Consider the following 13648-nt stretch of genomic DNA (forward strand, 5'->3'; position numbering starts at 1 on the left):
TATTGCGCTTTATGCTGAACATAAAACGAGCCAGTGACTAACCTTTGCTGTTAATCGCTGGCGTAACCGCTACCAATTGCGCGAAACGGCAAGTTTAGCTCTAACTCTGGAATTTGTTTACCCACCCAAGCCGGAAATGTATTGCTATTTGGCCCTGGAAACAGCGTATATTCTTCAGCCCAAGGGTATTGGTTAATAACACTTTGTATTTTAGGGATAAGCTGGCGGGCCTTTTCACCTTGTATGGAGAGGATCTTTTCTGGTTTTGCACCATACCAATATCGATCTGGCGTCCCAGTTTGGTACTGATATAGAGCGGGTTGTCCGCGATTCACTCTCCAGCCGACTACTTCATACACTGTATATTCGTTCGCATTTTCAGGCTTTATTGCAAACCATGTATGAACAGCAAACCAGCCTCGCCAACCAAACGCATCTGCGGCGTAAAACTCAATCACAGCATGCTTAACATTAGAAGGGTCGGGTGCGATACCCGCAGGTTCTCTGCTAGCAGTACGCCAATCTCCTTGAGTGCATCCACCCAGCATAACCGCGATTGACATGAACCCAATTTTTACAAGGTGAGTAAAGTTGAGAAGGTCTTTCATTTATTGCTCCTAGACCAACCGATGTTGGTAACGCTCTACTGATTTTAGCTATAAAAACGTGGCAAGCCTGATTGTTGAAATCCTCTCCTTATTAAAAGAGAGAGGGAAGTTAGTGCCATAATTCCAGTTCATACGTAATAATAAGGTAAGCCGATTTGTAACATGTGGCATAGACGATGCCGTATTTCTCGAACGATTCGTCTAGTTGCGTATGAAAAAGTAAGAGGTTGTATGTATTCCTTACACGACCACATGAATTAAAAGCATTAAAAAACATAGCTTTACAGTGAGTTTTGACTGATTGAGTGAGTTTGGGACCCTCACATTGTCTCACATTTGCTTGTTTTGGGCGGAATTTTCATCGCTCATCTTTTTGCGCGTTTAGAGTCAGCGTTCAGCTATGGCACAATAGGCGCTCACAGAACAAGTGCTGTTTGGTCATGCAAATAGCAGAAAAATAACTAGAAATAGAATAATTAATGTTTAAATCAAAAAGTATACTCGCATTAAGCATGTTCGCATTTGGCTGTTTTGCCAATCAAGATAGCGAACCAACGTCCGTTGTACTGAACTATGGTGACTCCTCCATCAGTACTGATATTCAAGCCAATCGAAAATTTCATGTTGTCCGAGACAATGAAAGTGAGCACGTAGAATTTTCCGGCGGAATCACAAAGGAGTATTCCGATTATATTGTGAATATTCATATCATAAGAAAAAGCAATATACGCAGATCAAGCCGTGAGCTGAATACTACCGTATTGATGAACAGTGATCAGATTGGGAAGCCTTTAGTGATTGGCATTGAAAATGATGAGTTCACTAGTATCACTTTGCGTTAATGCTTAGTATTTATTGAATAGGAATGAGGAAATTGATGCTCTCAATACGCTGTTATCGCACCGAGGATGCCCCAACACTGTGGGCACTCTTTTACCATACTGTGCGAATCATTAATCGTCGCGATTATACGGAATCACAAGTTTCCGCTTGGGCACCATCAGATTTTGACCTCGATGTGTGGCAACGAAAAATGGACGATATTCAACCATACGTCGCGGAGATAGAAGGGCAGGTCGTTGGCTATTGTGATTTGCAAGGTGACGGCTTGATTGATCATTTCTTTTGCCATCATGAATACCAAGGACAAGGTGTTGGTCGTGATTTGATGTCTTTTCTTTTTTCACAGGCGAAAGTACAGGGGATAAAACGACTGTATTCTGAAGTGAGTATTACCGCCCGACCTTTTTACGAGAAAATGGGTTTCACAGTTAAGTCTCGACAACGTGTTGAGGTTAGGGGAGAAACCTTAACTAACTTTATGATGGAAAAGTATATTTAACTTAAATAGTGAGCATTTAGTGAGCTTGAACACAGATATAAAATGTTTTCCAATGTGAAAACGAGTTCATTGATCTCGCACCAACGTTTTGTTTGAAAACAGTGTGCATAATCTTCTCTGGAACGCCATTACCGCATTTCGTCTCTGAAGGCTTAAAAACAGTCTGAAAGTTTTGGTTTTGCGGCGGGTAATAGCGTTCCAAACGCCAAATGTGTCTGGCTAACCATCTCAGGAAGAGAAGTAGTACTATGCGCCCTTATCTCAAATACGTTGTTCCAACATTGATACCATTGCTTGTTTGGTTGATGCCTCTCTCTGCGTTCCCATTTGATGGCATTACTATCGTCCAGCAAAGAGTGATTGCAATCTTCTTGCTTGCCGCACTTTGCTGGGTATTCGAGCCAATTCCAATCTACGCCACTTCGGTTGTGATCATTGTCCTAGAGCTATTGCTTGTATCAAATAAAGGTATTGTGCTCTTTCGTTTTCAAGAAGGGCAGCCACATTTTGGTGAGCTATTACAATACAACGAGATAATGGCGACCTTCGCTAGTCCGATTATCATGCTCTTCCTCGGCGGTTTCTTTTTGGCTATGGCGGCGACAAAGTACAGGTTAGATGTCAACTTAGCCCGAGTGTTACTCAAACCATTTGGACAAAAACCAAAGTTCGTTATGCTGGGGTTGATGCTGATCACCGCTGTTTTTTCCATGTTTATGTCAAACACCGCAACAACAGCGATGATGTTGTCCATTTTAACCCCTGTGATAGCAGTTTTCGGGCCTAAAGACCCAGGTCGAATTGCATTCGCTTTGTGTATTCCTGTTGCGGCCAACATTGGTGGCATTGGTACTCCAATCGGCACGCCACCGAATGCCATCGCCCTAAAATATTTGGTTGGTGACAACTTAATTACGTTTGGTGAATGGATGGTATTTGGTGTGCCATTCGTTATTGTGATGATGGCGTTAGCCTGGTTTCTGATTGGCTTTTTGTATAAAGCCGAACAAACCACCATCGATCTGAACATTAAAAGCAAGTTTTTGAAAACACCCAAAGCAATAATGGTTTACGTCACCTTTGCCGGCACGATTATTCTTTGGTTGATGGGTTCTGCACATGGAATGAATTCTTACACAGTAGCATTAATTCCGGTCGCAGTGTTCTCATTGACGGGCATCATCAACAAAGAAGACTTGAAGAAAATCTCTTGGGATGTGCTTTGGTTGGTGTCAGGCGGTATTGCTCTGGGCCTTGCTCTAGATAAAACCGGGCTTGCGAAGCTGGTGGTACACAGCATTCCGTTTGATCAGTTCTCGCCATATGTTGTCTTGTTTGGTGCGGCTTTCTTGTGCCTGTTAATGGCAAACTTTATGTCGCATACAGCCACCGCAAACTTGCTGATGCCGATAATGGCTGCGCTGGGTACTTCTATGGCTTCGCTAACGCCTCTCGGCGGTGAAGTTACTCTGATCTTGGTCGTGACATTTGCCGCTTCACTCGGTATGTCGTTACCAATCAGTACGCCACCAAACGCGTTAGCTCATGCAACAGGGCATGTCGAGAGCGGCCAAATGGCTCGTATCGGTGCCGTGCTAGGCGTGATTGGCGTATTACTCAGCTTTGTGATGGTGTGGATTTTACATACTGTTGGGCATATTGGATAACCCACCATGTACGAAACGAAGTTAGACGCGTTAGTACAACGCTACTTTAATCACCTTGAACGCCGATTAACAGTTTTATCCGGGTCGGTGCTTATTGAGCAAGCTGGCTACAACGATCGCTTGTACTATGTGCTGTCGGGAGAACTGGCAGGCTATTACGCGGAAGATGACAAGAAACCGATTCAGGTATTTTCTGCGTCTCAAGGTGCGTTTATTGGCGTACATAGTTTCTTTTCTGGTACGTGGACTGCCTCTTCGACAGTGATTGCTCAAACCGATGTTGAATTGGCTTGGATACAGCGCGATACGCCCGCCGTGGAAGAGGCGACATACGGACCATTGACGACACAATTTATGCCTGTGATGGTTAACGAATTATCTCGTCGTCAACGGCGCGCAATGCAAGAGGCATTGGCTAAAGAAAAAGCACTACAAAAGCTTCATACCGCAGAGCAAATGACAACGTTGGGGCAGCTTGCAGCGGGTATTGCTCATGAGTTGAACAATGCGATAGGCGTTGTAAGCAGTAAATCAGAACGGCTAGAGACAGTTATCATGGAACTGCTTGAAGAAGTTCATCCGGAAGCGAGTCAATTTTTTGATTTTGGTTTAATGCAAGGGCAGAAAGTCTCTTCTAGCGAAGCGAGAAAGCGGGGGCGCCACTTCGAAAAATACTACGGTTTAACCAAGGAGGTTGCTCGTGATCTTGCACGTGCCGTTCCAAATAACTTCCTTTCAGAACATTGGCTAAAAAGACCAGAAGAAGCGATACGTTTCTGGCAAATGGGGCGAGATCTGCATGACTTACGCATCGCTTCTAAACATACCGTTGGCATTGTGCGATCCGTAAAACAATTGGGGCGCACGGATATCGACTTGGATGAAGCGATTAACATCAATGATTCAATCAATCGCGCCTTGGCTCTATTGCAAAGTGACTTAAGACGAGTGAGTGTTCGTTTTAGCCCTGCGGATTTACCTGCTTTTATTGGTTCTCAAACCGAACTCGTCCAAGTTTGGGTAAATATCTTAAAGAATGCGTGCGATGCACTTGGTGAAACGGAGAAACCCGGTATCGAAATACATACTCGGGAGAGTAAGGGTAAAATTTTGGTCACGATTGCTAACAACGGACCAGAAATTGATGAAGCGACACGTAGAAAAATTTTCCGGCCAAACTTCACCACTAAAAAGGGGGGATTGTCGTTTGGTTTAGGGTTAGGTCTGTCGATTGTGAAGCGCATTATCGCCGGATATAACGGCTCTATTGTGGTAAAGAGCGACAGTGAAAAAACGATTTTTAGAATCAAGTTACCAGTAGAGGGTGAACATGGAGAAGCTTAATGTAATTTGCGTTGATGACCAACGAGAGGTACTAAGCGCGGTTCTACAAGATTTAGAGCCGTTAAATCAGTGGTTGAATATCGAAGACTGCGAATCAGCAGGTGAGGCTCTAGAACTGATGGATGAATTTGATGCAGAAGGCGAGATGATCGCATTGATTATTTCCGATCATGTGATGCCAGGTAAAACGGGAGTAGAGCTGCTGACCGATGTATCAAAAGACGGTCGTTTTGGCTTTACGAGGAAAGTGCTTCTTACCGGGCAAGCGACGCACACCGATACGATTAATGCGATCAACTCCGCAGGCATTGACCGCTACTTTGAAAAACCATGGCAAGCAAGCCAATTAATAGAGTGCGTTAGAAACCTGGTGACCCAATATATCTTTGATGTGGGCTTAGATTACACTCAGTATCACGAACATTTAGATCAGAGTGTGGTGTTTGAACGTCTACGTTAATCGGGGGACATTAAGCTTGTTTTCGTCACGGCCAGTTAGTGTCTGAAATCTATAGTGAATAGTTCAGCATGTTTAACGTGGCCGTGCGGAATATTGCTCTAGTATGGCTTAACTTAACGAATAGCGGCTTGCACTGGCAACAGAAAGTGGCTTAGAGAACCAATAACCTTGCAGATAATCGACGCCCATTTCGGTAAAAAATTCACACATTTTGGCGTCTTCAATTCCCTCAATCACTACTTCAATATTATTTTCCTGGCACATAGTGATAAGAAACTTCAGATATTCTTGTGAAGAGCGGTTGGTTAGTGTTTTCCACGCCATCGACCTATCAATTTTGATTTGTGTCATCGGGAGGTCGAAGAAGCTATTTAATGAACTGTAACCAGATCCAAAGTCATCCAGAGAGAGTGCAAATCCTAGTTCCCTGAGGGTATTCAGAGGGGCAATGGCTGTCTGATTATTATCCAAAATAAACGTTTCTGTTAGTTCCAATACAATAGACTCAGGATCGACACCAACCTCATCCGCCATGGCTTTAATTCGCGCAGGGAATTCACTATTCATTAACTGAAGTACAGAAACATTCACGTTTACACGAACTTGGTTTTGGTAACGCTCACGGTAGTTTTTGATAAATTCACACGCTTTGGCAAAGACTTGATATCCGAGTTCGACAATCAAACCTTTGTTCTCTGCGACGGGGATGAATTCGTCTGGATAAATTTCGCCAAACTCTTTGCTACGCCAGCGAACCAGAGATTCGAAGCTCACTACTTTAGAGCTTTTGGCGTCAATAATTGGCTGAAACTTAACGCTTAATGTCTGTTTTTCAAGTGCACTTTTTAGACCTTGCTCAATAAAGAAATAACGGTCTACGGCATGCTGAGTTTTCTCACTGTAAACCGCAACACGGTCTTTATTCTGCTCGCTTGCGTACTGACAAGTTCGTGCTGCTTTACGTAATATTTCCTCTGCTGAGTGACTTGGATCTATGCAAGGATACAAACCAATACTAATGTTACTTCCTAAGTATTGGCCCTCTTCAATCACTGCCTCGTGGTAGGTTTCCTTTAAACTTTCGGCGTAACTTTGCAGCGTTTCTACCGAGCATTCATCGTGAATCAAAATCGCAAAGTCATCATCATGTACGCGATATACAGAACTATTTGGAGAAGGTAGGTGACTGAGAGTTTGTAGCAATTTTTCCACTAACCCATCGACCAACTCGCTGCCATATTGATTTAAGTAAGATTTAATCTCTTCTATCTGAATGTAACAGATAGATGCACAAGAATCAGTGGCTCGCACACTATCTTCAATATCCAGCAAGAGATGGGCGCGATTAGCCATACCTGACGCATTGTCATGAAATGCGACTTGATGAATGTAGCTTTCCATCAGCTTGCGTTCAGAAATATCACGGTGGCTACCAACCATATAATGACCATGTTCTGTTTCTTTGGTCATGGCTACGCCTTCAATCCAGACGTACTGTCCATTGGGTTTACGCACGCGGTAGGTCGTTGTGACCCTCGTGTTGTTGGTAATGATGTGAGCATCGACCCGAGTGGAGAGTCTTTCTCGATCGAGAGGGTGAACAAGGTCTAACCATTGCTCTAAGCTGATTCGACCAGCGTTGATACCAAGCTGCTCATAAAAGCCCTTGTTATAAAATACCATGGTGCCAAACTCATCCATGTAAAAGAGGCCTTCGTTAAATACATCGAAGATATGAATGAATCGTTCTTCGACGATTTTTAGGAACTCTCGGTCACTATCTGAGACTTGTTGGTCAAATATGGTGGTCAAGATATTTCCTCCTCGAGCCTTTTAGCATCAGAGATGAGTGTTGGGGTTGATAACATAGAGTTGATCTGCTGGCGTACATTACAATCACAAAAGTGTCAGTTCAAATTGTTTGGCTATCATTTTATGCGCTACTAGGTTAATAACATACTAAGATTAGGCGGCTAATCATCGACATTTATAAAAAATAGTCAACAGTAAAAATCATTTATAAAATACAGTTATTGATGCCGTCCGCAATCTATAAATATTTATGAATAATTATCCTAAAGTTATTTTCAGTTGTGTCGGTATCAATGTGTTGTTTTCTAACGTCATTTGTATATATGTTATCTTGGATAAAACCATAATAACAAAAAGGACTTAATGAGCGCGACCGATTATTAATTGACAGGATGCTCATTAATTGTAATCAATTCAAATTTATTATCACGCCAAGTAATCAAATCTCTTATAATGCGGACGTTAATATCGAGTAAGCCTTCTTTATATGCAGTACGATCCGAAAAATTCAATCAAAATTGCGCTCGCTGATATCGGCGTTGGTATGTTTGTTACCGCGATAGAGCACAACAAGCGCGTCAATTTAGCCAATGCAGGGCGGATATCTAGCCCTGAAGGCATTAAGAATCTTGCTACAAGTGGCGTAAAGTATGTTTGGGTAGATCAAACATTATCTTCGCAGCAGTGTGTCTTCAAGCCTGTAGATGAATCAACTGATGCCACTAAAGAGACGCGAGAGCAGAAACACTCAGATTTTAAGAGGGGTCAACGAACTTATCGTTCGAGAGACATCCAACACAAGCGAGCCAAAAAGCTGATCGCCGAAGCAAAAGATTTGGCGCAAAAACTATTGAATCAAACTTTTGAAGGAAAAATCATAGAAGTTGATGAAGTAGAAGCTTGGGCTGACGATGTCATTGAAAGTGTTTTGATTGACTCAGATGCGTTGCAGTGTGTCTCTGCACTCCGAAAAAAAGACTCTTACTTATTGGAACACTCCGTCAATGTCGCTTGTCTTTTAGTGTCATTCGGTAAGTACTTGGGCTTGGATAAGCCAACGCTAAAACAGCTTGCTGTAGGTGGCATTATTCATGATGTAGGTAAAATTAAAGTCGATGATAAGATCTTGCACAAGCCAGCGAAGCTAACGCCTGAAGAATTTGAACATATGAAGCTACATCAAGTGTTCGCAGGTGAGATAATCCTTCACGTAAAAGGACTTAGTGACGTAAGCCGTGATGTTTGTTTGATGCACCACGAGAAGTTAGATGGCAATGGTTATCCTAGAGGCTTGAAGGGGGATGAGATTCCAATTCACGGCCGTATGAGCTGTATTGTAGATATCTACGATGCGCTAACGGCTGATCGCTGTTACAAAAAAGGCATGAGTTCTGCGGAAGCGTTTAAAATCTTGTTGAGTCTAACGCCATTTCATTTAGACGCCGACTTAGTTTACAAATTCATTAATTGCATTGGGATGTACCCCGTAGGCTCCATTGTTGAGTTGAACGATGGGCGTGTTGGTATTGTTTGGTCTTCAAATGAATCTCAAGCATTAAAGCCAGAAGTGAAATGTTTCTACTCCCGCAAGTATAAACGATACATTGATGTCACGATGGTGGACTTAAAAACGAGTGCGTACAAAATTGAAAGAGCGATAGCGCCTTCATCGTTAGAGATCGATCCTAAGCCTTTTTATGATTAAGAGAAATAGATAAGCTTATACAACAGGCTTTACATCCTTGCATGTAGATCGTATTTTATTTGCATAACTATCTATTAATTTTTTCTAAGTTATTTAGATGCAAGATGGTTATTAAGACCTCGGCTTCATGGATAGAAACCGGGCGATAAAATAGTTCTATACACAATGGGCTATAAACCTCATTTTGCTGGAAGGGATGCCAATGCAAATAGATACATGGATTTTTTACACTCTTGCCATTCTCGTGCTCACAGCTTCACCAGGACCAAGCTCACTGTTGTGTTTAAGTAAAGGAGTGAGTAGTGGGTTTCGTATTGCTTTCATGACTGCACTTGGCAGTTTGTCTGCGATTACGATCATCCTTACGCTCTCATTTACCGGGCTGGGAGTTGTCATTGCTTCATCTGAGTTAGTTTTTAATATTATCAAATGGTGTGGTGCCGCTTATTTAATCTGGTTAGGTATTCAAGCGTTGCGCTCATCTCAGACAGATTTTAATAAAACGGCAACGACTCAAAGTTCCGCGACAGCGTTCAGCGCGTTCACTAGTGGTTTCATTGTTGGCGCTAGTAACCCCAAAGCGATAGTCTTTTTCACCGCTTTGTTTCCTCAATTCATTGAACCTTCCGCACCGCTACTGGCTCAATACGCGATTTTCGCGTCTACATTTGTGGTTTTTGAGCTTAGCTGGCTAACATTTTATGCATTGTTAGGGGTAAAAGCCTCTGATTGGTTGTTTGTCGCTGGAAGAGCGAAGTTGTTCAATCGTTTGACTGGTGGAGTATTTATTGGTGCTGGCGTGATGTTGTCGACGGCAAACCGATAAATAAGACAGACTTCGGTACGCAGTTAGGTTTTCCCATATAGTAAGTTGGAATGCGCTAATTTAGCTTTGTCTTATTTCCAGAATGGAAATAGACGTTTTGTTTATTTTCATTAGTGGCAACAGCCAAGCAGGAGTAAAATCACGTTACTCTTTAGGGGTAGAGCTCGTATTTTGTCTTGTGGGCTTGTGGTTACTTTGTAGGAATATCTTAGATGACAAGCCTTTCTAAACTACAACAACGTTTTCTAGATATCGCGACCGACGTCCGTCTTTCTCCAAAACAGAAGTCGAGTTTTTTAGCTTTAGAAGCGGAAGCGTGCATTCCTTACATGACCGTATCTCCATCACTGAGACAAGCAATGGATGAAGGCATCATCTGCGATATGTTTGAAGGTCATGCACCGTTTAAACCTCGCTATGTGTTGCCTGATTACGCTAAATTTCTATCGCAAGGCTCAGACTATTTAGAGTTGTCTCCGGCTGATGATTTCGATGATGCGTTGAACATGCTGACCATCATTTACCATCATGTTCCTTCGGTAACGAACATTCCGGTTTACTTAGGCCAGTTAGATGATGTCTTGTTGCCTTACATAGGCGACCTAACAGAGAGCCAGATTTACAAAAAGTTAAAACATTTTTGGATCATGCTGGATCGCACATTGCCAGATGCGTTTATGCATGTGAATGTCGGACCGACAGACAACATTATTTGTCGCACTGTTTTAAAAGTAGATGCGGAGCTCAAGCAGATCGCACCGAATCTCACCTTTATGTACGACGAGACAGTTACACCTGATGATTTACTTCGTCAAGCGACACAGAACATTTGTGAATGCAGTAAACCGCATATCGCCAATTACCCAATGCACGCGAAAGCCTACAACGGCTCACGCTTTGGTATTGTAAGTTGCTACAACTCGCTTCCATTAGCAGGTGGCTCGAACACATTGGTGCGAATGAATTTAAAAGAAGTTGCAAAACGAGCATCAGACTGTAACGACTTCTTAAATGCGTTGCCTTCTTACCATCGATTAATGGTCGAGCTCATAAACGCAAGAAGCACGCACTTGCATGAAAAATCGAACTTCTTTCAAGGCTTTTTGACGCAAGAAGGGTTGATAAAAGAGTCCTATTTCGCGCCAATGTATGGCGTTTACGGCATGGCCGAAGCGGTAAACCTTCTATTTGAAAAAGAAGGGCAAATAGGGCGATACGGAAAAAATGATCGAGCAAATACTTTTGCTCATGATGTTTCAGCAACACTGGCTAAACTGGTGGACTCAACCCCGGTGAAATATGGTTTAGATGGCAAAGCGCTCTTACATGCACAAGGCGGCATTAGCTTAGATCATGATGTTACGCCAGGTGTACGTCTGCCTTATGGTGCAGAGCTAGACCCTGTCACTTATGTACAAGCAACGGCGAAGCATCATCAGCATTATCGTGCGGGTATCAGCGATATTTTGACGATTGATGAAACGGTGAAATCTAACCCAGAAGCGATGTTCAATTTATGTAAAGGGGCACTAAATGCTGGTTATCGTGAGTTTACCGCGAATGTCACTTCAAATGACTTAATTCGCGTGACAGGCTACATGATCAAACTTTCAGACGTCGCGAAATATGATGAAGAAGGTTCGAGAACCAACACGACGTTTCTAGGTGCAGAAGCAGCAAAAAATACCAAAATTTTAGAACGCTCACCACGTGTGGTGAGTCATGAAGTAACACCGACTTACACGCAGGCATAAGTTCGGTTTAGGAAAGAACAAGATGTCTAGACGAAGTGGAAGCCTTTTGGCAAAAGTCACTCGTATCCTTCCTTTCTCTTGTGTTGATGGGCCAGGAAATCGTCTAGTCATCTTTCTACAGGGTTGTAACTATCAGTGTTTGAACTGCCACAATCCTCACACGATAAACCATTGTAATCATTGTGGTGAGTGTGTGAGTGAATGTTCAGCAGGCGCATTGAAGTTCGACGAAAACAACAACGTTGTTTGGCTTAAAGAGGAGTGCACCCACTGCGATCATTGTATAGAGATATGTCAGAACCAATCTAATCCAAAAATTACTGACTACTCTGTAGTAACAATGCTCGATTTGATACGCAAACATCGCTTTTTCATCAGTGGTGTTACAGTATCCGGTGGGGAATCTACCTTACAACTTCCTTTCATTATTGAGCTGTTTAAAGGGATAAAACAAGATCCTGAATTACGGCACCTCTCTTGTTTCATCGACAGTAACGGCTCTTTAGCGGTTGCTGGTTGGCAGCGTATTCTACCTTTTCTGGATGGCGCAATGATCGATTTGAAAGCGTGGCAGACGGAGACGCATCAGTGGCTAACTGGGCGTGATAATCATCGTGTATTTAAAACCCTTCAATACCTAGTTGAACACGAAAAATTGTACGAGGTCCGCTTACTGCATATTCCCCAAAAAAGTGATTTAGATATAGAAATCGTAGCAATTGGACGTTACTTGAGTACTCTTCCTGAATCGGTGCTTATCCGTTTAAATGCCTTTCAGCATCATGGAGTAGTGGGGGAGGCGTTAACTTGGGATATGTGCTCTCATCATGATATCAAACGCTTAAAATCAGAGCTTCGATGCTACGTGAGTAACCCTATCACAGTGCCGACAGTACTCACGTAGTACCGTTGTTTATCTATGCTTACGCATCACAGGCATCTAACATGGCGCAAGCGTCGAGTAATTGTTGCTGTAACCATTTTAAAGCGGGATCGTTTAAGCTCGCTTTGTTCCAAACGAGGCTGTAGGCTACTTGCCCGTAATCGAATGGAAGAGCTTGCTCAACCAAACCTTTTGCTTGCATTGCCGCTCTTGCCCAAAGCTTGGAGCATGTGAACAAGTAATCCGAGTGCTGACACATCACCGCAGCTGAACCAAAGTCGGCTACACGCATGGCCAAGTTTCGTTTTGAATGCCTTTGGGTGAGATTTTGCTCAAAATAAGGTTGTGACAGATCTTTATCATGAATACCGATGTGTCTTGCACAAAGGTAACTTTCAACAGATAAGGGTTGCTCAGCGAGTGGGTTCGATGCTCTCATTAAGCAAACCATTTCGTCTTTCAAAATGGTTTTCCAGACCAAGTCTTTATTTTGTGTGGGTGGTTGGCTGAGATCGTGAGGAAGCAACAAAAAATCTACTTGACCTCTTGCTAATGCATCGAAGCTCATTTCTTCTTTCGCATGGACATTCAAGTGCGCGTGATTGCTCAGTTGTTGGGACAAGTGCTGTAGAACTGGCGCAAAGAGCTCAAACGAACTTTCACGCATTGCTAATGAAAAACTACCTTGATAGTAAGCCGGATTAAAAGAGCCTTGATGTAATAACCCATTCATACTGGAGAGTATGCCATGGATTGACGGGCCTATATGCAGCGCAAATGCTGTCGGCACTAAGCGAGTGCCATCACGGTAAAAAAGGTCATCCTTTAGCGTTTCGCGCAACTGTCCGAGCGTTTTACTGACGCTCGATGGTGTTACACACAAGCGTTCTGCCGCAAGTGTGACGCTGTGAGTGGTTAACAACATATGTAAAACAGTTAGATGTTTAAGGCTTATACGCGAAAGAGCAATGTAGTCCATAAATAGCATGGTTTCTTATGATTTTTGGCAGTATATCAGCATGAAACAAATTTTTACTATTGTTTATCTCGGAAATACGCCTGTTTCTCTTTGAGCTCAATGCATTTAATGGGTTGCATAAGGATTGATGGTGCTTATAAGTCTAGAAATTTATCTTATTTTTGTTGGACTTTAATGCTTTCATTTATTCAATTCTAAAGCTTCTATGTAATTTTAATCAATTTGGAGGAGTTGATTGATTTGTACACGAATTAAACTTGTTCCTTGT

The 13648-nt window shown here is 42.6% G+C and carries 12 protein-coding genes; 9 read left to right on the forward strand and 3 right to left on the reverse strand.

The window, feature by feature from the left end:
* Positions 1 to 50: 50 nt before the first annotated feature.
* Complete coding sequence (locus tag R7P72_RS06670) at positions 51 to 608, reverse strand: DUF3750 domain-containing protein (protein ID WP_054574115.1); 558 nt, start codon at positions 606 to 608, stop codon at positions 51 to 53.
* Positions 609 to 1087: 479 nt separating this feature from the next.
* Between R7P72_RS06670 and R7P72_RS06675 the strand changes: the two genes are divergently transcribed.
* From R7P72_RS06675 to R7P72_RS06695, 5 genes are all read left to right on the forward strand, one after another.
* Positions 1088 to 1450, forward strand: a complete 363-nt coding sequence (locus R7P72_RS06675; RefSeq protein ID WP_017634013.1) for a hypothetical protein — start codon at positions 1088 to 1090, stop codon at positions 1448 to 1450.
* Between the two features lie 35 nt (positions 1451 to 1485).
* Positions 1486 to 1950 (forward strand): GNAT family N-acetyltransferase, encoded by a 465-nt coding sequence (locus R7P72_RS06680; protein WP_017820619.1) that lies wholly within the window; start codon positions 1486 to 1488, stop codon positions 1948 to 1950.
* A 248-nt stretch (positions 1951 to 2198) separates the two neighbouring features.
* On the forward strand, positions 2199 to 3617 hold the full coding sequence (locus tag R7P72_RS06685) for an SLC13 family permease (protein ID WP_213907238.1): 1419 nt from the start codon (positions 2199 to 2201) through the stop codon (positions 3615 to 3617).
* Between the two features lie 6 nt (positions 3618 to 3623).
* Entirely contained in the window at positions 3624 to 4961 is a 1338-nt protein-coding gene (locus tag R7P72_RS06690) for an ATP-binding protein (RefSeq protein WP_005389108.1), read from the forward strand.
* Positions 4948 to 5421 (forward strand): response regulator, encoded by a 474-nt coding sequence (locus R7P72_RS06695; RefSeq protein ID WP_053303110.1) that lies wholly within the window; start codon positions 4948 to 4950, stop codon positions 5419 to 5421. Before R7P72_RS06690 ends, R7P72_RS06695 begins: the two co-directional genes overlap by 14 nt.
* 108 nt (positions 5422 to 5529) lie before the next feature.
* On the opposite strand, the gene R7P72_RS06700 is transcribed toward R7P72_RS06695, so the two are convergent.
* Positions 5530 to 7233, reverse strand: a complete 1704-nt coding sequence (locus R7P72_RS06700; RefSeq protein WP_005377743.1) for a putative bifunctional diguanylate cyclase/phosphodiesterase — start codon at positions 7231 to 7233, stop codon at positions 5530 to 5532.
* Between the two features lie 487 nt (positions 7234 to 7720).
* On the opposite strand from R7P72_RS06700, the gene R7P72_RS06705 reads away from it, so the two are divergent.
* The 4 genes from R7P72_RS06705 (at position 7721) to R7P72_RS06720 (ending at position 12422) form a co-directional block, all read left to right on the forward strand.
* Entirely contained in the window at positions 7721 to 8938 is a 1218-nt protein-coding gene (locus tag R7P72_RS06705) for an HD-GYP domain-containing protein (RefSeq protein ID WP_213907239.1), read from the forward strand.
* A 202-nt stretch (positions 8939 to 9140) separates the two neighbouring features.
* The gene (locus R7P72_RS06710; protein ID WP_005377741.1) at positions 9141 to 9764 is read left to right on the forward strand and encodes a LysE family translocator; all 624 of its coding nucleotides are present in this window, start codon (positions 9141 to 9143) and stop codon (positions 9762 to 9764) included.
* Positions 9765 to 9976: 212 nt separating this feature from the next.
* Positions 9977 to 11518 carry a YjjI family glycine radical enzyme gene (locus tag R7P72_RS06715; RefSeq protein ID WP_005377740.1) on the forward strand — a complete coding sequence of 514 codons (1542 nt, stop codon included), beginning with the start codon at positions 9977 to 9979 and terminating at the stop codon, positions 11516 to 11518.
* Between the two features lie 22 nt (positions 11519 to 11540).
* A complete protein-coding gene (locus R7P72_RS06720; protein ID WP_054574118.1) occupies positions 11541 to 12422 on the forward strand; it encodes a YjjW family glycine radical enzyme activase in 882 nt (293 codons plus the stop codon).
* Positions 12423 to 12441: 19 nt separating this feature from the next.
* Here R7P72_RS06720 and R7P72_RS06725 read toward each other — a convergent pair whose 3' ends face one another.
* Entirely contained in the window at positions 12442 to 13380 is a 939-nt protein-coding gene (locus tag R7P72_RS06725) for a LysR family transcriptional regulator (RefSeq protein ID WP_005377737.1), read from the reverse strand.
* Positions 13381 to 13648 lie beyond the last annotated feature (268 nt).

Origin of the sequence: Vibrio sp. Vb0888, assembly GCF_033338835.1 — a bacterium.
GTDB lineage: Bacteria > Pseudomonadota > Gammaproteobacteria > Enterobacterales > Vibrionaceae > Vibrio > Vibrio alginolyticus.